At 43.2% G+C, this 25,126-nt stretch carries 23 protein-coding genes and 1 tRNA gene; 17 read left to right on the plus strand and 7 right to left on the minus strand.

Annotated features, from left to right (window positions below; translation table 11 throughout):
- Positions 1 to 129 precede the first annotated feature (129 nt).
- Positions 130 to 1,113 carry a glycosyltransferase family 2 protein gene (locus tag O9334_RS13755; RefSeq protein ID WP_288000566.1) on the plus strand — a complete coding sequence of 328 codons (984 nt, stop codon included), beginning with the start codon at positions 130 to 132 and terminating at the stop codon, positions 1,111 to 1,113.
- Between the two features lie 224 nt (positions 1,114 to 1,337).
- Positions 1,338 to 1,694, plus strand: a complete 357-nt coding sequence (gene folB / locus O9334_RS13760; RefSeq protein ID WP_045360240.1) for a dihydroneopterin aldolase — start codon at positions 1,338 to 1,340, stop codon at positions 1,692 to 1,694.
- Here the strand turns inward: folB and O9334_RS13765 are convergent.
- The gene (locus O9334_RS13765; RefSeq protein ID WP_288000568.1) at positions 1,681 to 2,223 is read right to left on the minus strand and encodes an NADPH-dependent FMN reductase; all 543 of its coding nucleotides are present in this window, start codon (positions 2,221 to 2,223) and stop codon (positions 1,681 to 1,683) included. The genes folB and O9334_RS13765 overlap by 14 nt on opposite strands.
- 160 nt (positions 2,224 to 2,383) lie before the next feature.
- Between O9334_RS13765 and O9334_RS13770 the strand changes: the two genes are divergently transcribed.
- Complete coding sequence (locus O9334_RS13770; RefSeq protein ID WP_002759792.1) at positions 2,384 to 2,710, plus strand: antibiotic biosynthesis monooxygenase family protein; 327 nt, start codon at positions 2,384 to 2,386, stop codon at positions 2,708 to 2,710.
- On the opposite strand, the gene O9334_RS13775 is transcribed toward O9334_RS13770, so the two are convergent.
- The 3 genes from O9334_RS13775 to rseP form a co-directional block, all read right to left on the minus strand.
- On the minus strand, positions 2,707 to 3,315 hold the full coding sequence (locus tag O9334_RS13775; protein WP_002759790.1) for a rhomboid family intramembrane serine protease: 609 nt from the start codon (positions 3,313 to 3,315) through the stop codon (positions 2,707 to 2,709). The genes O9334_RS13770 and O9334_RS13775 overlap by 4 nt on opposite strands.
- Positions 3,316 to 3,384: 69 nt before the next feature.
- Positions 3,385 to 4,041, minus strand: coding sequence for an endonuclease III (nth, locus tag O9334_RS13780; protein WP_288000571.1), 657 nt, complete (start codon positions 4,039 to 4,041; stop codon positions 3,385 to 3,387).
- A complete protein-coding gene (rseP, locus tag O9334_RS13785; RefSeq protein WP_288000573.1) occupies positions 4,041 to 5,132 on the minus strand; it encodes an RIP metalloprotease RseP in 1,092 nt (363 codons plus the stop codon). Before rseP ends, nth begins: the two co-directional genes overlap by 1 nt.
- A 149-nt stretch (positions 5,133 to 5,281) precedes the next feature.
- On the opposite strand from rseP, the gene O9334_RS13790 reads away from it, so the two are divergent.
- Positions 5,282 to 5,845, plus strand: a complete 564-nt coding sequence (locus tag O9334_RS13790; RefSeq protein WP_045360234.1) for a bilin-binding protein — start codon at positions 5,282 to 5,284, stop codon at positions 5,843 to 5,845.
- A 180-nt stretch (positions 5,846 to 6,025) separates the two neighbouring features.
- Positions 6,026 to 6,616, plus strand: coding sequence for a PAP/fibrillin family protein (locus tag O9334_RS13795; RefSeq protein WP_045360233.1), 591 nt, complete (start codon positions 6,026 to 6,028; stop codon positions 6,614 to 6,616).
- Between the two features lie 54 nt (positions 6,617 to 6,670).
- Here O9334_RS13795 and O9334_RS13800 read toward each other — a convergent pair whose 3' ends face one another.
- Positions 6,671 to 7,621: a hypothetical protein gene (locus O9334_RS13800; RefSeq protein WP_045360232.1), complete on the minus strand. Its 951-nt coding sequence runs from the start codon at positions 7,619 to 7,621 to the stop codon at positions 6,671 to 6,673.
- A 146-nt stretch (positions 7,622 to 7,767) separates the two neighbouring features.
- Positions 7,768 to 9,138, minus strand: a complete 1,371-nt coding sequence (locus O9334_RS13805) for a UDP-N-acetylmuramoyl-tripeptide--D-alanyl-D-alanine ligase (RefSeq protein ID WP_045360229.1) — start codon at positions 9,136 to 9,138, stop codon at positions 7,768 to 7,770.
- A gap of 568 nt (positions 9,139 to 9,706) precedes the next feature.
- Between O9334_RS13805 and O9334_RS13810 the strand changes: the two genes are divergently transcribed.
- From O9334_RS13810 to O9334_RS13825, 4 genes are all read left to right on the plus strand, one after another.
- A complete protein-coding gene (locus O9334_RS13810; protein WP_045360227.1) occupies positions 9,707 to 10,975 on the plus strand; it encodes a Sll1247 family protein in 1,269 nt (422 codons plus the stop codon).
- A gap of 99 nt (positions 10,976 to 11,074) precedes the next feature.
- Positions 11,075 to 12,340, plus strand: a complete 1,266-nt coding sequence (gene purD / locus O9334_RS13815) for a phosphoribosylamine--glycine ligase (RefSeq protein WP_045360225.1) — start codon at positions 11,075 to 11,077, stop codon at positions 12,338 to 12,340.
- 210 nt (positions 12,341 to 12,550) lie between these two features.
- Entirely contained in the window at positions 12,551 to 13,777 is a 1,227-nt protein-coding gene (locus O9334_RS13820; protein WP_045360223.1) for a glycosyltransferase family 4 protein, read from the plus strand.
- Between the two features lie 105 nt (positions 13,778 to 13,882).
- Positions 13,883 to 15,439, plus strand: a complete 1,557-nt coding sequence (locus tag O9334_RS13825; protein WP_288000578.1) for a CPBP family intramembrane glutamic endopeptidase — start codon at positions 13,883 to 13,885, stop codon at positions 15,437 to 15,439.
- 46 nt (positions 15,440 to 15,485) lie between these two features.
- On the opposite strand, the gene sufR is transcribed toward O9334_RS13825, so the two are convergent.
- Positions 15,486 to 16,124 carry an iron-sulfur cluster biosynthesis transcriptional regulator SufR gene (gene sufR, locus O9334_RS13830; RefSeq protein ID WP_012265479.1) on the minus strand — a complete coding sequence of 213 codons (639 nt, stop codon included), beginning with the start codon at positions 16,122 to 16,124 and terminating at the stop codon, positions 15,486 to 15,488.
- Between the two features lie 223 nt (positions 16,125 to 16,347).
- Here sufR and sufB point away from each other — a divergent pair, with 223 nt between their 5' ends.
- From sufB to O9334_RS13870, 8 genes are all read left to right on the plus strand, one after another.
- Positions 16,348 to 17,790 carry a Fe-S cluster assembly protein SufB gene (gene sufB, locus O9334_RS13835; protein WP_002758413.1) on the plus strand — a complete coding sequence of 481 codons (1,443 nt, stop codon included), beginning with the start codon at positions 16,348 to 16,350 and terminating at the stop codon, positions 17,788 to 17,790.
- Positions 17,791 to 17,890: 100 nt separating this feature from the next.
- Positions 17,891 to 18,661 (plus strand): Fe-S cluster assembly ATPase SufC, encoded by a 771-nt coding sequence (sufC, locus tag O9334_RS13840; RefSeq protein WP_288000581.1) that lies wholly within the window; start codon positions 17,891 to 17,893, stop codon positions 18,659 to 18,661.
- Positions 18,662 to 18,821: 160 nt separating this feature from the next.
- Positions 18,822 to 20,147 (plus strand): Fe-S cluster assembly protein SufD, encoded by a 1,326-nt coding sequence (gene sufD / locus O9334_RS13845; RefSeq protein ID WP_288000583.1) that lies wholly within the window; start codon positions 18,822 to 18,824, stop codon positions 20,145 to 20,147.
- A 55-nt stretch (positions 20,148 to 20,202) separates the two neighbouring features.
- On the plus strand, positions 20,203 to 21,465 hold the full coding sequence (locus tag O9334_RS13850) for a SufS family cysteine desulfurase (RefSeq protein ID WP_288000585.1): 1,263 nt from the start codon (positions 20,203 to 20,205) through the stop codon (positions 21,463 to 21,465).
- Positions 21,466 to 21,622: 157 nt separating this feature from the next.
- Positions 21,623 to 23,119, plus strand: coding sequence for an RluA family pseudouridine synthase (locus O9334_RS13855; protein ID WP_288000587.1), 1,497 nt, complete (start codon positions 21,623 to 21,625; stop codon positions 23,117 to 23,119).
- Positions 23,120 to 23,415: 296 nt separating this feature from the next.
- Positions 23,416 to 23,488 (plus strand) — tRNA-Phe (locus O9334_RS13860).
- 431 nt (positions 23,489 to 23,919) lie between these two features.
- Positions 23,920 to 24,102 carry a hypothetical protein gene (locus O9334_RS13865; RefSeq protein ID WP_288000590.1) on the plus strand — a complete coding sequence of 61 codons (183 nt, stop codon included), beginning with the start codon at positions 23,920 to 23,922 and terminating at the stop codon, positions 24,100 to 24,102.
- A 16-nt stretch (positions 24,103 to 24,118) separates the two neighbouring features.
- Positions 24,119 to 25,036, plus strand: coding sequence for a site-specific integrase (locus O9334_RS13870; protein ID WP_288000593.1), 918 nt, complete (start codon positions 24,119 to 24,121; stop codon positions 25,034 to 25,036).
- The last annotated feature ends 90 nt before the right edge of the window (positions 25,037 to 25,126 follow it).

Raw genomic sequence — 25,126 nt, forward strand, 5'->3', positions numbered from 1 at the left:
ATGAAGCTAACTGCTATAACACTCTCCACTGATAACTGATAACTCTCCACTGATAACTGATAACTGATAACTGATAACTGATAACTGATAACTGATTACTGATTACTGATTACTGATTACTGAAATATTATGCCGAAAGTAACTGTTTGTATTCCCACCTATAACCGCGCCGATTATCTCAGCTATTCGATTAATAGTGTGTTGCGGCAGACTTATAAAGATTTTGAGTTAATTGTCTGTGATGATGGTTCTTCTGATCATACCCCAGAAGTGGTGGCGACATTTCAGGATTCGAGAATAATTTATCTGCGTCATCCCCAAAATATCGGTAGAAGTTCAAATATGCGATCGGGTTTTGCGGCTGCTCAGGGAGAGTATTTTATTAAATTCGATGATGATGATGGACTAACTCCTGAATTTTTAGCGAAAACTGTTACTATTTTAGATCAAGAAAAAAACGTTGATTTTGTCTGTACCGATCACTGGATTATTGATAAATTTGGACAAAAAGTGGCATCGGCAACCCAAGAAAATTCAGCGAAATGGGGCAAAGACAGATTAAAACAGGGCATTATTCCCGATTTAGAAAGACAAACTTTTTCCTATCAAAGTTTACAGGTTGGTTCGACTCTTTTTCGTTATCAATCTTTAGCCGATGTGGATTATATGCGCTCTCAAGTGGATGCTTGTGAAGATTTTGATTTATTAGTGCGTTTAGCTTTAGCGGGAAAACAAGCTTATTTTCTGCCAGAATTATTAATGGAATATCGTTTGCATAGGGGTCAAACTAGCTTAAAACAAGCGGTTCACTTTTTGCAAGCAAAATTGTTTTATACAGAAGGTTATCACTTTAATGATGTAGAATTAGAAGAAGAAAGAGTGAAAAAGGTGGCTTTTTTACAGGAATCTTTGGGAATAAGATTAATTGAAAATGGGGAAACCGAAGCTGGGCGAGTTTTAATAGAAAAGGCTTCGAAATTGTCAGGAAAATCCCCAAGGGCTAGACTGGGTTTACTGCTTTCCTATTTACCTCTAAACTTGAGACAATTGGCTTTTCAAGGTTTCCGTCAACTACGTCCTAAAGATTACGCCGAACAGGTCAGAGCCGTATAAACTATAACTTATAAGTAGGTAGGTGTTAAAAATTATCAGACACCCCCCTTATCAAGGGGGGATTAAGGGGGGATATATCTTCTATTTAATTAGAACCACTTACTTAGCAGTTATCTTAATGGTCGGGTAGGAAGTTTTCGTTTTGGGGAGTGGGTCGTCGATACCAAATTAGGTTACACTTCATCTTTGTGACCAACGCTGCCAGTTTTTAAATTTAACTATCTATGGATACTATTCACGTTACAGGAATTCGTGCCTACGGTTACACAGGATATCTGGCCGAAGAACAGGTTTTAGGTCAATGGTTTGAGGTAGATTTATCCCTAGAAGTTGATATCAGCATTGCTGGCAAAAGTGACGCGATTGAAGATACCCTAGATTATCGACAGGCGATCGAAATTGTCAAACACCAGATTGAAACCGGCAAATTTGCCCTAGTGGAAAAATTGGCCACGGTTATCGCTGAGGATATCCTACAACTCGAGGGCGTGCGACAGGTAAGAGTACAATTATCGAAACCCGCCGCCCCAATACCCCATTTCACTGGTAAAATCACCATCGATATTACTAGATCTCGTTGAGTTTACGGGTATTATCGACTAAACTTTCAGCAAAAGCGTCAAAACGTTGGGAAAGCTTCTCGTCAAGGATTTCTCCTTCTTCGTTGAAGACTTTCCACGCTTGTCCTAAGCTAATTTGTTCGGGAATTACCCAAGCATGAACCCAACGGAGAATGATTCTTAAATCATTTAGGGCGTTACTATTGGATTGGCCGCCTAAAACACTGATTAACCCGGCAACCTTTCCCGATAACTCCTCAAAACTCATTAAATCTAGGGCATTCTTCATCACGCCACTTACGCTGCCATGATATTCTGGTGTCGCCAAAATTAATCCCGCTGCCGATTTAACCGTTTGCTGCATTTTGGCCACATCGGGATAGTCAGAATAGTCATCTCCCCCGTTACAGAAGGGTAAAGAGAGTTTTCTCAGGTCAATTATCTCCGTTTCTACTCCTAACGCCCCTACTCGACTGATAGCAACTTCTAACGCCATCGCACTATAAGATCCGCTGCGTAAACTGCCATTAATACCAACGATTTTGATCATAGAACTTATACAAACTCATAACGACTACATATAAGCTAACAAAAAAAGAGACAATTGGGGAAGCTTAGTTAAAAAAATATGTCGATGGGGCGGAGGGAGCGATCGATCTAAGTTTTAATGAGAGTAGAAAGAAAGATTTATTCCATTTCCCCTCATTGCCATGCCAGAATTTCTCGATTTTCTCAAACATAAATATGCCTATGTGGCTATTGGTGAATTTAAACCGGGGTGTTTTTCCGAGGCCCAAAAACTCTACGAAAAGGCCGTTTCCACCTATTCCACGGGATTCCAAGGGGCTTTTCTGTTGCAAAAACCCGGAACCGATGAAGGAATTGCCGTGATCATCTGGGATAAAATCGATGATATGGAGGCAAATAAAAGCGAAGCCCACGAATTATTGCTGAAATCCATGGCTCCTCTGTTTGCGAAACCGCCTGTCACCGATTTTTACGAAGTATGTAGCGAGATAGAAGGTTCCCCCATTTAGGGATAATGTTTCTTTTCGGTGGCGATTAATTTGGCGGCTAAAACCCCGCCTAGAAAGCCAAATAAATGTCCTTGCCAAGAAATCCCCGGACGGGAAGGCAAAACGCCCCAAATTGTGCCACCGTAGAGTAAAAAGACTAGAATTGACAAGAGTATAGAAGGAATATTTCTTTGGAAATAGCCCCGCAGTAATAAAAAACCTAAATAGCCAAAAATCAAGATACTTGCCCCGATATGGATGGATCCGGGAGCAGCAAATAACCAGACTCCTAACCCCCCCACCAGCATAGTCAACCCAGTCACAATAAAAAAGTCACTGGTTTCCTGTAACATAACCAACCAACCGAGAATCAGGAAAGGAACCGTATTAGCAATAAGATGGGGAAAGTCACCGTGTAGGAAAGGTGCAAAAAGAATACCCCGCAATCCGATGACTTGATGGGGAATAATCCCGAAAATGTCTAAACTGCCCCGAAAAACAAATTGATCTAAAATCTCTAATAGCCAAAAAATCGCCACAAAGGTAGCGAGGATTATTGCTTGGGTTTTTATTTCTTGCCGTGATCCTTGACTCATAAGATTGATGGATGAGTTATTTTTTCCCATTATAGCCCCCCAGATCAGTTATCAGTTATCAGTGATTCAGTTACCAGTTATCAGGTGTGAGTTTTCAGTTTACTGTTTACTGTTTGCTGCGGGACAAAGAGGGGCTAATTGACAGGAAAAACAAGCGGGATTTCTTGCTTTACAAACCGCCCGGCCGTGGTAAATAATACTAATAGAAAAAGTTTCCCAATCCGGTTGAGGTAGTAAAGCCATTAAATCCCGTTCAATTTTCACCGGATCGTTATTAGTAGTTAAACCCAAACGATTACTTAAGCGCTTAACGTGGGTATCGACTGTCACCCCCTCAATAATCGCGTAAGCGTGAGCGAGTACCACATTAGCCGTTTTTCTAGCTACCCCGGGTAAAGTTAATAATTCCGCCATTGTCTTGGGTACTTCCCCCTGAAAATCCTTGAGGATTTTTTGACAAGCACCCTGAATATTTTTGGCTTTATTGCGATAGAATCCCGTGGAACGAATCAGGGTTTCTAACTCCTCTCGCTCGGCAAAAGCTAAGGATTTAGCATCGGGAAAACGAGCGAATAAAGCAGGAGTTACCTTATTTACCCGCTCATCAGTGCATTGTGCCGAGAGAATCACTGCCACCAATAACTGCACGGGAGTTTGATAATTTAAGCTACAGGTTGCCTCTGGATATAATCGCTTTAAGTTGCTTAAAATTTCTAGGGCGCGCAGTTGAGGTTCAGTTTTTTTTCGAGAGTCCATCACTGGAATAAATCCTGAAAAACTGCTAGGTTAGCCGTGTCGCGCACGATTAAGAAAACTCCTAATCCTAAGAGTAAAACTAGACCTGTTTGCATGATGTTATCTTGCAGTTTAGTCGGGAGAGGTTTACCTACCAAAGCCTCGATTAATAAAAATACCAACTGACCACCATCAAGAGCAGGTAAAGGCAGAATATTAATCACCGCTAAGTTAATACTAATTAGGGCGGCAAATTGAAAAAGATTACCCGCATCATTACGAGCGATTGCGGCTCCGTATTCGACAATTTTAACCGGTCCTGCTACCTGTTGAACACTGTCTTTAAAGTTACTAACTAACTGCCCAAAACCTTGCACGGTTAATAGGGTTAATCGTTGAAATTCACCCGCACCCAAGCTAAAAGCTTGACCAAAAATATCGGCTTTCAGGCGAGTTTCTTCACCGTTAGGAGCCAATCTCACCCCAATTTTACCCTGACCATCACTTCCCAATTCCGGAGTAACGATTAAATCGAGAGTTTCTGTGGGGCGTTTGATGGTTAATTTTAGGGGTTGATCGGGGGAAGATTGAATAATGTCACGGAAGTCAATAACGGCATTTTGAGAAGCACCAAGGGGCTGATCATTGATAGCGAGAACAATATCCCCCGCTTGCATTCCCGCTTGTTTAGCGACGGAATTTTCCGAGGTGAAAACCTCTGGAATAATTACCCCTTCTTGATAGTTAATTTGGGGAAAACCCACGGTAGCGACTTGGGTAACAAGCAAAAAATAGGCAAAAATTAAATTAGCAATTACTCCCGCACTAATGACGATAGCTCGATCGAAAACAGGACGATTGCGTAATAAATCAGGATCGTTATTGGGAATTTGACTATCGGGATCGTCATCGGGAAAACCAACGTAACCCCCTAAAGGAATGGCGCGGAGAGCGTATTCTGTTTCTTTACCTTGATATTTAGCTAAAGCTGGACCAAAACCGATGGAAAAGCGATTAACATGGATAGATTGCCAACGAGCAGCGGCAAAATGACCTAATTCGTGAACGACAATTAATAGGGCAAGTACACCGATCGCTATTAAAACTGACATGATGATTAAATTATAATGATTTAGCTTTTGTTAATTGTAAGCGATCCTCCCGGGCAGATTGCAAAAAATCTTTAGTTATCGCTAATTTTTCGATCATTTATGGTAAAAGAGATCTTAACCGCCTAATCTGACCCGACGGAGAGCGATCGATGCCTTTGAGTGAGCGCGCCCAGCAATTAATCCCAAAAGCGAGAATCATCAGTTTCGCTAATTGGCCTTACCACCAAGCAGCGATCGCTATTTGGCAACAAGCGGATGATCAAACTCGCTATCTCAGCGACAGCGATTTAGATACTATCGTCAATTTAGAGCCTGATTTACTGGTTTCTAGTCAGCAAACTCGAAAACTGCGGGATAATGCTAATAGTATCGTCGATAACTCCCGTCAGACTGTCTTAAGCCAATTTCCTACCATTCTCCAACCCGGGGGCGATCTTCATCCACCCCACCGCGCTGAAGCTTGTTGGCGTGATTTCTGGAACTTTTTACGTTGTATTACCTACGGTGTCGCCGGACAGCAGATTCCCTATACCAGTGCCGAGGGATTGGAAAATATGCGTCTTCTTTATCAAGAATTGCAAGTACCATTAGGGGCGATGATTTCAGGGTTAGAAGCCTTAAAAGCATACAGTTTAGAGTATTTTAGCGACCCAGAAAAAACCGCAATTGCTCCCTATTTCGATCACTTAATTACGGTTATGAAAAAGTTTTAAAACTGCGGCATTTAATCTGTGTTAAAATAGTGAGGTCAACGGTTGAAAATGCCGCTCACCGAGGTGAAAACTCCGTTGAAACCCTGAAATCATCGGCGCAGGTGGGCCTCTTGGGACCCCCAAAAACCTCGATCGAGTGCCTAGGGGGTCGAGGTAGTTTATAAAAGTAAGGGAGATTCTATGGATGCCAAAGCGAAATTACTAGAATTGATCGCTGGTAGAAATCGCGGACTCCTGGCCACGGAAAGCGACCGCGTGCGGATTTTAGCGGCGATTGAACAATTGGAGGATCACAATCCCCATCCTCATCCCCTCGAAGTTAAACAACTATTAGGGGGCAATTGGCGTTTACTATTCACCAGCAGCCGCGGCATTCTGGGACTAGATCGCCTACCTTTTTTTCAATTAGGGCAAATTTATCAATATCTCGACCTGAACAAGGCTAAACTCTACAATATCGCCGAAATTATCGGCATACCTGGGCTAGAAGGGGCAGTAATCGTCTCCGCTACCTTTGAACCCACATCCGAGCGTCGGGTCATGGTCAAATTTGAGCGATCGATCCTCGGTTTGCAACGTCTTCTCAATTATCATTCTCCCCAAGAATTTATCGAAGCGATCGAGAGTGGCAAAAAATTTCCTCCCCTCGATTTTTCTTTCAATAATCGCCAACAAACAGGTTGGCTCGATATCACCTATCTCGATGAAGATCTCCGCATCGGCCGCGGCAGCGAAGGCAGCGTCTTTATTCTCGCTAAGGAAAAAACCTAACTTAAGAGTCATCCGCCAAGCTCCGGCGCTCCCTTCTCCCCTGACTCCTGATATCTAATTATCTAACAGCAAAGGTCGCAGAAAACCGCCATAATTCTCGTCATCTGTACCGATAAAGACTTCTATTTTACCTCTAGGAGATTCTCTGGTGGTCACCGCTTCCACTTTGGCTCCGTCGATTTCTGCAATTTTTTGGGGATTAGGAGCAAGAATTAGGCTATTATCGGCTGTAACTTGACCAATACGGGAAACAGCACTTCTAAACACTCCCGCATTATCTGGATCGTAAGCGGAAGCTATGTAGATATTACCTTGCTTATCTACGGCTAAATCAGAGATGGGGCGAATATTTTCACCACTACCAAAAGGACTCCGAAAAGTTACTGACTGAAATTCCCCGAATTTTAAGGGATTGAACGAGATATCCGTCCAGCGAATTTTGGTACTCTCTTGACTATCGGCCCGTTCTGCGTAGATAAATAGATAACGATCGCCTTGCCGACTAACAGCGATCGCCTCTACATTTTCCACCGCAATCGGCCAATTTATTTGCTCAACTATCTTGACTTTTTGCTGGTTATATGCTATTAAAAATAGTCTTTGAAAAGGTTTTTTGTCGCCACTTTCAGCCAACAAAAATAAGTTAGTTTCAGGGATATGAGTAATACTTTCGAGATCGTTACTCAATCCCTCTGGATTTGGCCAATCTACCCTTAAAACCTGCCATAATAGGGGTTTTTCCTCTGTAGGTAGCTGTAAAAGACTCAGCCTTGGTTGAGATGGATCACTATTTTTGCCCTTATTTTTGGCATCGTGAACCCCTAGAAAAACATCTCCTTCCACCCAAGCTAAACCACTGATAGTCGGGAGATAAGTCTCCAGTCGTCTCGATTGTTGGGCAAAAGAGACTTGCACGGCCGAAAAAAAGAAAACTAGCACTAAAATCCCTGAAAAAACAGTTTTTAGTAGGCCATTCTTCCTAAAAAATGCTCTATTATCTAACATATATTCCCTAACCCCCAATCAGCTAAGACGTATTTAAACCGCTTATTCTTAGATTAGCCCACCCCCCCGACCCCCCCCATGTCGGGGGGGTCGAGGGGTGGGGGGCAAGGGGGGGTGTTGCCTCTTGCCTCGTCTCAACAAGCAATTTAAATTACGAACAGCTTATCACTGATTAACTCCTCCACCACCCGATTTAAACCGACGGAATGGGAAGCTTTGCATAAAATGCGATCGCCTGAATCGATCACTTCCTTTAAACGATTAATTAAATCTGCGTGAGTTTGAAAACATTCGCAATCGACCCCAGTAGCGGACTCAGCAATAAACTTAGCTTCCGGGTCATCTACCAAGACAAACAAGCGATCTATGCCTAGTTTTTGCACCCTCTCACCGACTTGGCGATGTAATTGCTCCGAAAAAGACCCTAACTCCTTCATCGTGCCTAAAACAGCAATATGACGCTGGCCGGGGGTAGCCTTCAGTAAATCCAAGGCCGCTAACATTGATTCTAGACCCGCGTTATAGGTTTCATCGAGGAGTAGGATATCTGGTGCTAATTGGTAACGTTTGGCCCGACCACTGGGTAAATTAACTTTAATTCCCTGTTGCAAAGAAGTCCAATCGATGCCTAAAATTTTCGCTACGGCCAAGGCCGCCATAAAATTTAAAGCATGATGACGACCGGATAAAGGTAAGTTAAAATCTAGTCCATTGACTCGTAAAGTAGTTAAATCTAGTAATTCTCCGACTATATCGCCGCCAGAGAAGCCATAGGTAATTGTTTCCCCCTGCCATACCCGTTTAGCTGTTTCGGTAAGTAAAGGGTGATCGTAGTTAAGAACAGCTATACTACTAGAAGGAGACTCGGCCAATAACTCGCATTTCGCCTCTGCGATCGCCGCTTGCGACCCTAAACGACCGATGTGAGCGGTTCCCACATTAGTAATCACTGCGATCGTCGGTTGGGCGATTTGAGCGAGCAGGGCAATTTCTCCCCGTCCCCGCATTCCCATCTCGATTACGGCACTATCGTGAGTTTCGTCCAGTTCGAGGAGAGTTTTCGGCACTCCGATCTCATTATTATAATTAGCCAGGGTTTTATGTACCTTTCCCCGGGTTGCTAATACCGAGGCGATTAATTCTTTAGTCGTGGTTTTCCCCACCGATCCTGTAATAGCAATCACGGGTATAGTAAATTGATTCCGCCACCAATGGGCTAATTGCTGATAGGTTTCCTGGGTATTCTGGACTAGGAATACAGGAATATTACTAGAGTAATTTACCGAAACTGGCTGCTCGACAATCAATGCCGCCGCTCCTCTTTCGATAGCCATATCGATAAAATCATGACCATTAAAATTATCACCTTTTAAGGCCAAAAATGCTTGTCCTGACTCAATACTACGGCTATCAGTATTAATGCCAGATACTAAACTATCATGGCTCAAACTTATGTCACCCTTATCTTGTAAGGACAATAATTGAGCTAGTTGATTGAGGGATAAATGACAGGGCATAGACAATAAAAATACTTAGGAGTAAATTCCGAATCATCTAGAAGATAGATGTGAACTACTCTCAAGGTCGTTGAGAGCTTCCTATTTCTTGGGGGATTGCCTCAAGACAGACTTACGCCCAGCTTTTGGTCTTACATCCCCTCTATAGGCAGTATCGCCGCTCTTCTGGTTTTTGTGTGGAAGGAAGAAGAATAGGGATAATTTTCGGGAAATATAGTCTTTAAAGCCTTGCCTAGCAAGACTTCCAGGCACTCCCTACCACACAAATTAACGACAAGCTGTGACTTAGATCACATCAAAGCGGTGTTTTTTTCGCTAACCTAATTAGCAGGGGGAGCTGCCTAAATTTTTAGTAATCTGGGCATGGTCGGCAAGCTTGGCCGGGCAAGCCAACAGGAATTTTCCCAAACTGGCAAGGCTAAAATGGCTCAACTCGATAAGTGGAATGACCCAAAATAGGGGCATCCTAAAAAGCGAGCATCTACTATCTAATCACAATTAAACCCTTTATGGTGATGGCCCGAAAATCCATCCGCTTACTGATTGAGGAGGGCTGATTCAAATAACGATGGCTAGTCTAAACGATCGACAAATAGAAACAAAAGATGAAGAACAGGTACTGTACGATTATTGGCTCGACCGCGTACGGACCGATTCCCCTGAGGAGTTAATCGAGGATTTTCGTCGTCTGTTTATCGAAGGTCGGGGCTATCAAGAAGCTCCTATTTATTTAGCCCTAGAGCGTCTTGTCAAGGCTAAAGATGCCGAAATTCGTTTTTATTATTTCTTTAACCGCTGCTGTCACATTTTAGTGAACCGATGGCAAATGCAGTCGACTTGTCAGCCAGCAATTCTCGAATTGGTATCGCTGCTGGATAATCTGCCCTCTCCAGGTCCGGGACATTACAGCACCGCCAATACTTTGCGCCATCTGGTCAAAAAATTTACCCTCTCGGATGACTACGTTAAGCTGCAGCGTCTGGCGCGAATTATTAGCAGCCAATACAGCGAAGAAACCGCCCCTTGCGTGGGAACCCTGATTAATCGTTATCCCTATCTCTATGATCACTGTTTACTCAGTGATGAAAGTCCCCGAGAACAGCGACAAACCGTTAGACGTATTAAAGTGAAAACCGAGCGCTGTTTCGAGGTAAATCTCTCTCATTATGTTACCTATCAGGTACGTTTGGGACAGGTTGCTCATACCCCAAAAACCAGCGAAGAAGCGGGGAGAATCATTCAACCAGTGAAAAATCCCACCCTGCTCAATGATAAGGAACTAAATCGCGCCCTCAAGTATTATGTGAGTCCAATAGAAGGAAATTATACTTATAAAGCTCTCTCGCAAAATTTTCTGGCGAATACAGTTTATAGCTCTACCTATAAAGATTTTAAAAATGATCTCTACGATTATCTGATTACCCCCGTAGACCACGGCAAGGGGCAATTTAACAAAAAACTCTACGATGTCCTGCAAAATACCCTACCCCAGTGGGATCAACAAAAACCGAGTGAATTTCTCATCCTGCGTACTTCTAGTCAATTGTTCAATTATCTGGTGGTGGAAAGCAGCCAAAAACCTGATCATTACATTTTTATCGATATGATCACCAATATGGGGGTAACTCGGACTGTGGGGTTATTGCTCAAGTTGGTTTTGGTGTGTCCCAAGGTAAAACCCCACTTAGATAAACGTTTTTCGATTCTGTTTAACCATTACGAGGGTTTTTCTCGCGATCAGGTGCCTTGGTTGGTTAAATCCCTAGAAAGTCTGCAAGTAGCTTTTAGTATTCATTTCGGGAAAGCTGATTTGTCCTGTCTCCGTCAAATCCAGTGACGAGCGAGGATTAAAAAGTTAAGTAATCTCAATTTCTAACCAATGGCGCCCCGGAGCTAAGGGATAATTAAACCATCGTCATTTAGGCTGCGTTTATCCGTGAAAATTATCGTAATCGGCAGCGGTGGTCGAGAACACGCCCTGGCTTGGAAACTGCTGCAATCGCCCGAACTAGAACAAGTGTTCTGTATTCCGGGTAATGGGGGAACGGCAATTTTACCTCAATGTGAAAATATCCCCCTAGCAATGGAGGATTTTGCCGAAATTAGCCGCTTTGCCCAGGAAAATAGCGTCGATTTGGTGGTTGTCGGTCCAGAATATCCCCTCTCCCTCGGTATTACCGATCATCTTCTCGCCCAAGAAATAGCGGTTTTTGGCCCCACACAAACCGGGGCCTTAATTGAATCGAGCAAATCCTGGGCCAAAGAATTAATGATCGAAGCCGGAGTGATCACTGCCGCCTCGGAAACCTTTACCGATGCAGAATTAGCGAAAACTTATATCCGAGAGCAAGGAGCGCCCATCGTGGTGAAAGCCGACGGATTAGCCGCAGGAAAAGGGGTAATTGTCGCCGAAACCGTAGATACGGCCCTAGAAGCGATCGATGATCTTTTTACCAGTGGCTTTACTAAAGTCGTGGTGGAAGAATTCCTAGAAGGGGAAGAAGTGTCCATCCTCACCCTCACCGATGGGATCAGCTTCCGTTCCCTGCTACCCGCCCAAGATCACAAGCGCATCGGTGAAGGCGATACCGGCAAAAATACCGGCGGTATGGGCGTTTATGTCCCCGCACCCATAGCCACCGCCGCCATTATCGAAGCGGTGGACCGAGACATCCTCGCCCCCATCGTCGCCACCCTGCAAAAACGCGGCATTGACTATCGGGGAGTCCTCTACGCGGGTTTAATGATTTCCCCCGCCGGAGAGCCAAAAGTTCTCGAATTTAACTGTCGTTTTGGCGATCCCGAAACCCAAGCGGTTTTACCCCTACTGGAAACTCCCCTCGCACCCCTACTGCTGGCTTGCGCTCAACAAAAATTAACTGATTTCCCCTCTTTACAATGGCGGTCCGGTAGTGCTGTTTGTGTGGTGGCTGCGTCTGCCGGTTATCCCGACCACTACGAAAAAGGCCAGTTAATCACTGGAATTAAGGCAGCTGAAACCGCAGGAGCGCTCGTTTTCCACGCTGGCACGGTTTTAAAACACGGCGATATCTTCACCGATGGCGGCCGCGTTTTGGGTGTCACTGCTATGGGGTCTAATTTTAATCAGGCGATCGAACTTGCCTATCAATCGGTGAACAGGATACACTTTGAGGGCATCTATTATCGTCGCGATATCGGCCACCGGGTAAGGGAAAAATAAGGGTCAGTATTTAGGCAGGGGTAAGGGGGAATAGTTAGGGGTTTTGAGGATTAATTTATTAGCCAATTTCCCCTTTTTTCCGCATCTCTCACCGCTAATCCTCACCTCTTTCTAGGGTCATCCCTGACAAAAGCGCATCTGATTTGTCAAAAAACCAGTAACTATTGATAAAATCATGAAACTGAATCGCCTAACCAAATTGCCATCCCTATGCGAATTTTGCTCTATTCTTATAACTATTATCCTGAACCGATCGGCATTGCTCCCCTGATGACAGAATTGGCGGAGGGATTGGTTAAAAGAGGTCATCAAGTTAGGGTTTTAACCGCCTTTCCTTGGTATCCTAATAGTGAAATCGATCCCGAATACCGAGGAAAAATCTATCTAGAAGAAGAACGCAACGGTGTTAAAATTCAACGTTCCTACGTTTGGGCGCGCCCCCAAAGAAGTCTAAAAAATCGTATTTTATTTGAGTTGAGCTTTGTTTTTTTGAGTTTCTTTCAGGCTCTCAAAGGTGAAAAACCCGATCTAATTTTCTTAACTGTCCCCGGATTACCCGTTTGCGTTCCCGCCGCTTTATTGAGTAAATTATATGGGGTGCCGATTATTCTAAATTTACAGGATATTCTGCCCGATGCGGCAGTTCATGTGGGATTATTAACTAACCAGAAAATGATTAAGGTTTTTAGTAGTCTTGAAAAATTTGCCTACAAAACTGCCAGCAAAATCTCGGTTATTGCCGATGGTTTTACCAAAAATCTCCTCACTAAAAATGTGCCGAGTCAGAAAATTATTGAGATTCCTAATTGGGTGGATGTAAGCTTTATTAAACCCCTGCCGAAAAACCATAATTATTTCCGCCAAGAAAATCATCTTGAGGGCAAGTTTGTTGTTTTATATTCTGGCAATATTGCCCTAACCCAACCCTTAGAAACCCTGATCGATGCTGCAGTTCACTTAGTTGACATCCCTGAGATTAAAGTGGTAATTGTTGGTAAAAAAGAGGCCCTTGATCGCCTAGAAAAGTATCGCCAACAACAGGGGGCGAGTAATGTGCTTTTATTACCCTTTCAACTCCGGGAAAAATTACCAGAAATGTTAGCGGCGGCCGATGTGGGTATGGTGATGCAAAAACATAACGTTATTTCCTTTAATATGCCGTCCAAAATTCAGCTATTATTAGCTAGTGGCCGTGCTATTATTGCTTCTGTTCCCGCCGATGGAACCGCCGCTAGGGCGATCGAGCGTAGTGGTGGTGGTTTGGTGGTTAATCCCGAAGATCCGGAGGCATTAGCTACAGCTATTTTAAAGCTATACAAAAACCCAGATTTAGCAACTATACTAGGAGAAAAGGGACGAGAATACGCAGAGGAAAATTATGCCTTTGAAAAGACTTTGGATCAATACGAAAATCTTTTTTCTCAAGTAGTTAGTTAATAATTAGGGAATAGGGATTAGGGATAGGGAAAATTTTCCCCGACACCTATTACCCAACCCCCATCACCCCATCAACTCACCCCTAACTCCCACTTAACTATTTTCATGTTCGATAATTTCTCCAAAAAACTCTCCTGGCAAAGTCTCAAACAAGCGATTGCTTTTTTATTAACAATTATTGCTTTAACTCCAGTAGTTACAGCTTTAATTTCTAGTGTTAATCAGCCCCAAATCCAATCGAATATTCAACTATATCAAACCAACCTCAATCTACAAGCCACGACTCTCAGCACCGATGCTGATCCTAATAGTGAGGAATTTGCTAATCTTAAATTAATTCAAACTTCCCTGATCGGTGAAGATACTTATAACACTGCCGAGGAACAGTATTTATCAGCCCAGAAAAGTGCCAAAAAAACAATCACCGAACTAGAAAAATCAGCAGTTAATCCCGAACAAAAAAAATCCCTTGAGCGCGACATAAATTCCTTAAAAGATTTAGAGCTAAAATTAAGTCTCATTCAAGCTAGTCAAGGTGACTTGGATTCAGCACGGCAAATCTGGCAAGATATCAAGGAAAAATCAGAATTTGAGAACTATAAACCTGCTGTTTTAGGAAATGCGCTGCTGTTAGAGGGATTGTACAGTGAACCCCCCGAAATTGCTGCCGATGCTGAAGCGAGAATCGATCGCAATTTTCAAGGATGGTTTCGTTATACCATTCTGGAAAAATTATATAGTCTCGAAAATCGTCAAGAGGATTTACTCGCTTTAGAGGAAGAACAGAGTGAAGTGGCGGCTAATGCCTTAATTAAACTAATTTTATTGGCTTTCTTGCCTCTTATCGGCGGTTTAATCGGTATTGTGCTGTTGGTCTTTTTATTGGTGCAGTGGCTGCTCCGCCAACAGCGAGCGCTGCTCTTTTTAGATGATAGTCTCGCTTGGCAAACTAAGTGGGGAGGAGAAACCCTCTGGTGGGGAATAATTATCGGTTTCTTTTTCGTCGGACAAATTGTTTTACCGGTAATTTTCGGGATTTTATCGAGTTTCTTGAGTCTCAATCCCGAAAAATTCAGTCTAGAAGCTAAAGCAATATACGTTGTAGTTAGTTATTTAGCCTTAACATTGAGCAGTTTATCGGTTTTATACCTAGCTATTAAGCCTTTTCGCCCTTTACCTCCCGATTGGTTTCGTTTTAACCTCTTTAGTCCTTGGCTTCTCTGGGGGTTAGCTGGCTATTTTGTCGCTTTACCCCTGGTTATTATCGTTTCTTTGCTCAATCAACTAATTTGGCAAGGACAGGGGGGTAGTAACCCGCTGCTGACTTTAGCCCTAGAATCCCAGAATACCTTCGCTTTGCTCTGTTTTGCCTTTACTGCTTCCCTTGCCGCTCCTTTTTTCGAGGAAATTGTCTTTCGCGGCTTTTTACTAGCTTCTTTGACTCGTTATCTACCCGTCTGGGGTGCGATCGCTCTTAGTAGTTTGATTTTCGCCCTTGCTCACCAAAATTTGTCAGAAGTGCTGCCTTTAACCGTCCTAGGTTGTGTTCTTGGCTTTGTTTACACCCGCTCGAAAAATTTATTATCCTCGATGTTGGTTCATAGTCTCTGGAATGGTGGCACCCTGTTAAGTTTATTTTTATTGGGCAGCGGTGCGGGTTAGGTGAGGTCAAAAGTCTCTTAGTCTAGAGATAACTAATCTCCCCCTTTCAACCCTTGCACTTAATTAGATAACCACATCGTTGCTCACCTTGGTTGATCCAGTGAGTCCGTTCGATCGTACAATCAGGCAGCAGCATGGCAAACATTTCTAATTCATGGCCACAGATACTCGGATAGGAACCGGCCACCTCAGCAATAGCGCAGTGATGCTCGGCCAGGACATAACTATTTTCTGCTTCCAGTGCCACTAATTCTGCCATATAACCCTCCTCTTGGCGAATTTCCAGCAATTTTCTCATTCTTTCCCCTAAAGAGCCCTTGCCGAGGCGCAATTGATATTCTGCCGCTTTGCGTTGCCACTGTTTTTTGAGAATTTCCCCCACCTGTTGCTCTCCCACCGTCTCCACGAGAGTATTGAGGAAAGAAACGGCGAAATTATCGTAATTATGGGGAAAACGGCCACGACCTTGACGACTGAGACGATAAATGTGCTGGGGCCGTCCTATCTTATTTTGTACGGCAAAATATTCTATCAGTCCTTCCTCCTCCAAATCCTTAAGATGGCGGCGCGTCGCTTGCGGACTAATACTTAACTCTTCAGCCAAGTCTTGGGCGGTAGATTGACCGTTTTTGAGCAAATATTGCAGAATATCGTCTTTCGTCGAGGCGGGTTGAGTCGTGGTCATGATACCAAAAACAGAGGCTTTAGCGTACAATTGCTGAGGGTCAAGGAGCGGCCGATTACCCCTACAGAGTAACTTGAATAACAGAGGTTTATCAGCATCCTCTCAAATTTTCCCTGACTTTGACAACAGCTTTGTTGTTAATCTATTATATAATCAATTTAAACAACTTTATTGTTGTTTAACTGCCTCCCCTGCCTACCGCGTAGAGAGAACACTAACCCCCATGAGTGCAACCACCGTTAAAAACCTCGTTAACCAACCCTACAAGTACGGTTTCATCACCGATATCGAATCGGAAACCATCCCCCGCGGTTTGAATGAGGAGATTATTCGCCTAATTTCGGCAAAAAAGAAGGAACCGGAATTCATGCTCGATTTTCGTCTCCGGGCCTACCATCAATGGCAAAAGATGACCGAACCCAGTTGGCCGCACGTTTCCTATCCTGCCATTGATTATCAAAATATTATCTACTACTCTGCACCCAAACAGAAAAAAGAAAAACTCAACAGTCTTGAAGAAGTTGACCCCACTTTAATCGAAACCTTTGAAAAATTAGGCATTCCCCTTTCGGAACAAAAACGCCTGTCTAACGTGGCCGTCGATGCTATTTTTGACAGCGTTTCTATCGCCACAACTTTTAAAGAAAAACTAGCAGAACAGGGGGTTATTTTCTGTTCTATTTCGGAAGCTTTACAGGAACATCCCGACTTGGTGCAGAAATATCTCGGCAGTGTAGTTCCCGTGGGGGATAATTATTTTGCCGCTCTTAATTCTGCTGTTTTTAGCGATGGTTCCTTTGTTTTTATCCCCAAAGGTGTCGCCTGTCCGATGGAATTGTCCACCTATTTTCGGATTAATAACGGTGAGACGGGACAATTTGAAAGAACTTTAATTGTCGCTGAAGAAGGGGCATCGGTAAGTTATTTAGAGGGTTGCACCGCTCCGATGTACGATAGTAATCAACTTCATGCCGCCGTCGTGGAATTAGTCGCCCTCGATAATGCGGATATTAAATATTCGACGGTGCAAAATTGGTATGCTGGCGATGCCAATGGGAAGGGAGGTATTTACAATTTCGTCACTAAACGGGGTCTGTGTAAAGGAGTTAATTCTAAGATTTCTTGGACGCAGGTGGAAACTGGTTCGGCGATTACTTGGAAGTATCCCAGTTGTGTCTTAGTCGGCGATAATTCCGTTGGGGAATTCTACTCAATTGCCCTAACTAATAATAAACAACAGGCCGATACAGGTACGAAAATGATTCACATCGGCCGCAACACCAAGAGTACAATTATTTCTAAGGGAATTTCGGCGGGTAACTCCCAAAATAGCTATCGCGGGTTAGTGAAAATGGGACCGAAAGCCAAGGGAGCAAGAAATTACTCCCAGTGTGATTCTATGCTGATTGGAGATAATGCCGAAGCTAACACTTTTCCCTATATTCAGGTGGATAACAACAGTGCTAAAGTAGAACACGAAGCTTCTACCTCTAAAATCGGTGAAGACCAATTATTCTACTTCGCACAACGGGGTATTTCCGAAGAAGATGCTGTCTCTATGTTAGTCAGTGGTTTCTGTAAGGATGTCCTCAGTAAATTACCGATGGAATTCGCCGCCGAAGCTGATAAACTCCTCAGTCTCAAGCTCGAAGGAACCGTCGGGTAACAGTTATCAGTTATCAGTTATCAGTTATCGGTTATCAGTTATCAGTGTTCGCTGAAATATAATTAGTTTCTAGAAATATTTGCAGTTGCCAACAAAAAACATGAGTGAAGTAATTTTATCGGTAAAAAATCTGACCGCTAGTATTGACGGAAACCAGATACTTAAAGGAGTTAACCTCGAAATTAAAGCAGGGGAAACCCACGCAATTATGGGGCGCAATGGCTCAGGGAAAAGTACCTTTTCCAAAGTAATCGCCGGACATCCCGATTATGAAGTAACTGGGGGAGAAATAATTTATCAAGGCGAAAATCTTTTAGACAAAGAACCCGATGAACGAGCGCTTATGGGTATCTTTCTCGCTTTCCAATATCCCTTAGAAATCCCCGGCGTTAGTAACCTCGATTTTCTTCGCGTTGCCTATAATGCCCGACAAAAATATTTAGGTTCGGAAGAATTAGATAGTTTTGACTTTGAGGAATTAGTCGAGAAAAAACTAGAAGTTGTCCAGATGAATCCTAGCTTTCTTGGCAGAAGTTTAAACGAAGGTTTCTCCGGTGGTGAGAAAAAACGTAATGAAATCCTACAAATGGCCTTATTAGAACCTACTTTAGGAATTCTCGATGAAATTGACTCCGGTTTAGACATCGATGCTTTGCGAATTGTTGCCCAGGGAGTCAATCACTTAGCTACCCCCGATAACGCTTTTTTACTTATCACCCACTATCAGCGTCTGCTCAACTACATTGAACCCGATGTTATTCATGTTATGTACGATGGGCGCATTGTCACCAGTGGCGGTAAAGAATTAGCTCTCGAATTAGAAAGAACTGGCTACGATTTCCTCGACGAACAAGTATTAGCCGTTAAATAATCATCAGTTATCAGTTATCAGTTACCAGTTATCAGTTATCAGTTATCAGTTATCAGGAGATGGCTTTTATTTATTCTCCCCACACCCCACACCCCACACCCCACACCCCGCACCCCACACCCTACACCCCACACCCCAACCCTGCAACCCCCTCTTACCAATGACAGCCATAATCACGAAACCTGAACAATCAGGAGAATTATTGTTAAAATTGTCGCGAGAAACGGTTCCCACTATCGATAACGGTAAAATTCTCGAATTAAGAGAATCGGGAGCCAGTAAAGCTCAAGAATTAGCCATCCCTGGCAGAAAAGATGAAGAATGGCAATTCACCGATTTAAGTCAACTCTGGGCGATCAATTTTTGCGCTCCCCAACCCGTTACAATCGATAAAAATGCCCTAGCTGTTTTTTTGCTGCCTGAAGCCAAAAACAGCCACCTAGTCTTCGTTAACGGCATTTATCAGCCCGAATTGTCCGATATTTCCGCTTTACCCCCCGGTGTCAGCGTCAGCAATCTCGCCAATGCACAAAAAGATGTTCTTGTCAACTATCTAGGGAAAGAAAAAACCCCCGAATTTTTTACCGCACTCAACCAAGCTGGACTAAGCGATGGGGCAGTAATTCACGTCACCGCTAACACCGTCGTCACAACCCCGATACATCTCCTATTTATCACCGTTGTGGAGGAAATTCCCCGCTTTTATCAGCCCCATAGCCTAATCGTGGCGGAAACGGGAGCTAGTGTCAATATTATCGAGAATTACGGGGCTTTAGCCGAACATTGCTCCGATTTACCTGTAAATTACTCTTATTTCACCAATGCTGTCACGGAAATTTACCTCGAAGCCAACGCCGAGGTCATCCATACCAGAGTACAACGGGAATCGGGAGATGGTTTTCACATCGGACGCACGATAATTGAACAAGGGCGCGATAGCCGTTACACTCTCAACGAGATAAATCTAGGAGCTAAACTCTGCCGTCATAACCTCGATGTACTGCAAAAAGGCGAACAAACCGAGACAAATCTGCACGGATTAGCCATGATTACCGGACAACAAACCGCCGATACCCACAGCGCCATCTATCTCAACCATCCCCACGGCATCGCCAACCAACTGCATAAATGTATCGTTGATGGTAGCGCTCACGCCATCTTTAATGGTAAAGTGTTTGTTCCCAAACCCGCCCAATTAACCAACGCCTCCCAGTTAAATCGGAATTTGTTAATTTCTAACAAGGCACGAGTCAACACCAAACCGGAATTACAAATTACCGCCGATAACGTCAAATGTTCCCACGGGGCAACCGTTAGCCAACTGGAAGCCGATGATTTATTCTATCTGCAAAGCCGGGGCTTAAGCGCCGACACCGCCCGCAGTTTGTTAATTGATGCTTTCTCGGCCGAGATTTTAGCTAAAATTCCTCTAGAATCCCTCCGCCAAAGATTGGGGCAATGCGTCGCCTGTCGCAGTGTGGAATAACTCTACCGGGGTGGGTGTCAACCTGCCCATAGTACCCCTCTGACTCCTGACTAAAATGACAATTATCCAAGAAAAAACCCTCGCCCAAAAAGTCCGCGCCGATTTCCCTATCCTCCATCAAACCGTACACGATAAACCCCTTATCTATCTCGATAGTGCCGCCACTTCCCAAAAACCCATTCAAGTATTAGAAACCCTGCGAAACTATTACGAAAAAGATAACGCCAATGTGCATCGCGGGGCGCATACTTTAAGTGTCCGGGCAACGGAAGCCTACGAAGGGGCCAGAGATAAGGTGGCTAGGTTTATTAATGCCGCTTCTCGTCAGGAAATTGTCTATACTCGCAACGCCACGGAAGCGATTAATTTAGTCGCCTACAGTTGGGCATTAAATACCCTGAAAGCAGGGGATGAAATTATTCTCTCGGTGATGGAACACCACAGTAATTTAATCCCCTGGCAAATTGTCTGCCAAAAGACGGGGGCGGTGATTAAATATGTGCCATTAACCAGCGAAGAAAGCTTTGATTTAGAACAATATAAATCCTTGTTATCTGACAAAACTAAATTAGTTGCTGTCCTTCATGTTTCTAATACATTAGGCTGTATTAATCCCGTTGCCGAAATAGTCAGCCTTGCCCATCAAGTCGGGGCGAAAGTATTAATTGATGCCTGTCAAAGTGTCCCCCATTTAGCCATTGATGTGCAGTTCATAGATTGTGATTGGTTGGTGGCTAGTGGTCATAAAATGTGCGCCCCCACTGGCATTGGATTTTTGTACGGCAAAGAGGCGATTTTAGAGGCAATGCCGCCCTTTTTTGGTGGTGGCGAAATGATTGCAGAAGTCTATTTAGACCATTTTACCTGTGCCGAACTGCCCCACAAATTTGAAGCGGGAACCCCCGCTATTGGCGAAGCGATTGCTCTCGGTGCTGCGGTAGAATATTTAATGGGTTTAGGTATGGATAATATTCATGCCTACGAGGAAGAATTAACCGCCCATTTGTTCAAAAAATTAGGAGAAATTGAGGGTTTAAGAATTTACGGACCGCCACCTAGTTTAACGGGCCAGGGTCGGGCTAGTTTAGCCGCCTTTAATGTGGAAGGGATTCATGCTAGTGATTTAGCTACTTTATTAGACCACGAAGGAATCGCTATTCGTTCTGGTCATCACTGTACCCAACCTCTACACCGCCTTTTTGATGCTTCCGGCAGCGCGCGGGCAAGTCTATATTTTTATAATACCCGTGAAGAAATCGAGCGCTTTATTGTCGCCCTACAGGAAACTATCGATTTCTTTGCCAATTGTTTTTCTTAGGGGGATTTCTAGCCCTTTTCCTGTTCTTAAAGAGTGAAGGAAGTTACTTATAGCGTTTTTCAGTCTGCTGAGGTACAAAAGTTATGGGTTTTAGGCAAAAGGCAAGAGGCAGAAGGCAAAAGGGAAGAAAAATAGGTGTACCTCACTAGCTTAGGAAATGCTATATTATTATCAAGGAATTTGTCCTGAAACGGGGGAGTTATTGCGCTTGCCCCGTACTCTTTTGGCTGAAAAAATTGCCCGAGATTTGATGACAACTATCACCAATCCTGAAGGTAAAATGTATGGAATTTTGTTAGGAGAAAATGCTGCTGGCGAAATAGAAATTTTAAAAGCTTTTTCTGGACAGGGAGAAGCCACCGGCTGGGTTCCGTCCCTAGTGGGGAGAGAAAAAATTGTGCTGGAAGAAAAGCGAGTTTTGCAAATTTTAGAAACAATTAAACAGGAAATTATCACCCTACAATCAATTCCAGAACATAATTTATATCGACTCAATCAAGCAAATTTTGAGCGCAAAATACAAGCTTTACAGCAACAACATCAAAACCATAAACAGGAACGAGATAGGTTAAGAAATTTAGGGAATTTAAAGCCAGAAGAATTAGAGAATTTAAATAATATCAGTCGTCAGGAAAAAAGAGCAAGAAAGCAATTAAAACAGGAACAAAAACAAGTTTTAGACCCCTTAATTGAGAAAATAAACTTCGCCAATCAGAGAATTATTGAACTTAAGCAACAGCGTAGGAACCTCTCCAAACAGTTACAGGAATTGCTGTATCAATCCTACTGTTTACATAACTTTTCTGGACAATCTCTCTCCTTAGCTAAATTGATGGGCAGTAATTTGTTACCGACGGGAACAGGGGAATGTTGCGCCCCGAAATTATTAAATTATGCCGCCATGAAAGGATTAAAACCTGTCGCCATGGCCGAATTTTGGTGGGGAGAATCGAATCGAGATAGAAAACAGGGAGAATTTTATGGTGCTTGTCAAGAAAGATGTCAACCTCTCATGGGTTTTTTACTCTCTGGTTTACGTTCATCCCTAGAAATTATCTATGAAGACGAGGGAATAATTGCTATTAATAAACCTGCCGGATTATTATCGGTAGCAGGACGTTATCAAGACAGTCAAGATGCTGTGGTCAATCGTTTTCGTCGTCAGGGAAAAAATCTCATTCCCGTTCATCGTTTAGATCGAGAAACTTCCGGTATATTATTACTAGCTAAAAGTTTAGATATTTATCGTTGTTTATCCCAACAATTTCAACGGCGAGAAGTGGAGAAAATCTACGAAGCTATATTATCAGAAATTATTGAGCAAGAATCGGGTATAATTGACCTACCTCTCTGGGGAAATCCGCAAAATCGACCCTATCAAACTGTGGACTGGCAAAGGGGAAAAGCTAGTCAAACCTATTTTAAAGTTGTCGGTAAAGAAGGCAATTATTCTCGGCTAGAATTTATTCCCTACACGGGAAGAACCCATCAAATTCGCGTTCATAGTCAAGCGGGATTAGGGATAGGAATTTTAGGCGATCGCTTGTACAATGGTAAGCAGTCCGACCGTTTACACCTACACGCTAAACAATTATCTTTTCGTCATCCTCAGACCAAAACTAAACTTGATCTCATCATTCCCACCCCCTTTTGAGAGCTATAATTGCTAACAGCAACTAATTAGCTATAGTAACCCGATTTACTGACAGGGGTACAAGGTCAGCCAGAAAATAGATATGAGATCACCCTTCAACCTATTTTGACTTCTCCTCCTCAATCCTGACGACCGACGACCGACTCCTAACCCCACCAACAAACTTTTTCGGCAAACCCTAGGGTTTGCGTCATTTGGCTTAATTGATGACAGGCCCTAGTCGAGCAGAAAAGTTTTTAGAAAAAAACCTTGCAATTATTTTGAGAGCGTGCTATATTAATAAAGGACTTAAAAACGCCGAGATAGCTCAGTTGGTAGAGCAGAGGACTGAAAATCCTCGTGTCCGCGGTTCAAATCCGCGTCTTGGCATTGAGAAAACACTAAATACGGACAAAGTTTTGAGGTACACCGCTAAATGTGAGGATGCCAAAAACGAGACTAAATTTAATTAGTCCAAATTTAGCCTATGAAATTCGGAGGGAAGTTATGCCGATGGAGCGAAAGCGATACCCTAAAAATTGGGAATCAATCGCCTTAGCTATTAAAACTCAAGCACATTGGCAGTGCCAAGAATGCGGACTTGATTGCACACCCGCACCGATAGCTGATCGCTCCCTTAAAGCAAAAAAAACCTTGACGGTACACCATCAAGACCATAATCCTGCTAATAATCACTCCGATAATTTGATAGCTTTATGTAGTGCGTGTCATCTAAGAAGACATTCAAGGAAAAGGAGGAATATCAGCATAGGTCAATAGTTGTATAATTGAAGCTTAAAATATAATACAGGAGACAAGCTGTGAGCGAGATTACTAAAGACTTGATTGATTTTTTGATTACCGAAGTGAAAACGCAAAAACCGCTAGGAGAAAAACAATTATACTCTGACGATCAATGTCTGGAAGTGGCTTTAAGAATCATCAAGGCTAATTTTCCTATTTGTGTAAATAAAATGGTCAAAGGGGAAAAATGGAAGTTATAGAAGTTATAATTTAGCTATGGATTTAATTAAAAGACGACTTGAGGAAATCAACCGCCGGTTAAAGGTGGCAAGGATCGGGGTCGCTTTGGAGATTAGGGGAGAAAGAATTTATCTTAGGGGAACTTTCCCCCCTAAACCGGGTAAGTCTGGTTATTCTCAACAGAGAATTAGTTTAGGAGTTTACGCTAACAGCGAGGGGTTAGATTTCGCTGAATCAGAAGCGAAAATTATCGGGGGGTTACTCGCTCAAAATAAATTTGACTGGTCTGGATTTTTGGCAGTGGAAAAAACCCCAGTATATTTGGTTAGCCATTGGGTTAGTCGCTTAGAAACCGATTATTTTTTGACTCACGAGAGAACTTCTACCAGTGAACAGACTTGGAAGATTGACTATTATCAACCCTTGATGAAATTGCCACAAGACCAGCAATTATCGAAAGAAATACTAGAAAAGACTTTACTATCTGAAACTAAACCGAACACGAGAAGCCGTAGGCGCTACGCACTCGCTTACGCTGTACTCAGCGATTTAGCAAAAATTGATCACCACTTTCGGGAATTAGTGGGGAATTATTCCATTAAGGCAGTCTCCCCGCGCTCTCTCCCCGACGATCAAACTATTGCCAATAGTCGAGAGTCTCTTGATAGTCCATCATGGCAGTGGGCTTATGGGATGCAAGCAACTTTCGGACTAAGAAATCATGAGATATTTTTCACTGATCTAGACGACTGGCCGATCGCTTATGTAAACCGGGGGAAGACCAGCGAGCGCTATGTGTGGCCGCTTTTTCCTGAATGGGCTGATCGTTGGGAGTTAAAAAATGTTCTCAAGCCAGAGGTGAGTGGCCAAAAAAATAGCGATTATGGTAGTCGCGTCACTCAAGCTTACCGAAATTTTGGGTTAAAGCCCCGTCCTTTTAGGACGGCTTTTTAAACTATATCTTGTTAACTTAACTTTTATTGTGCTATACTGATTTTGTCTAAGTCCCCCCTGCGTAAAATGTTTGTCTTAGAGTTTAAAGTT

The sequence above is a fragment of the Microcystis sp. LE19-8.1F genome (genome assembly GCF_027531715.1).
Classification (GTDB): Bacteria; Cyanobacteriota; Cyanobacteriia; order Cyanobacteriales; family Microcystaceae; genus Microcystis; species Microcystis wesenbergii_A.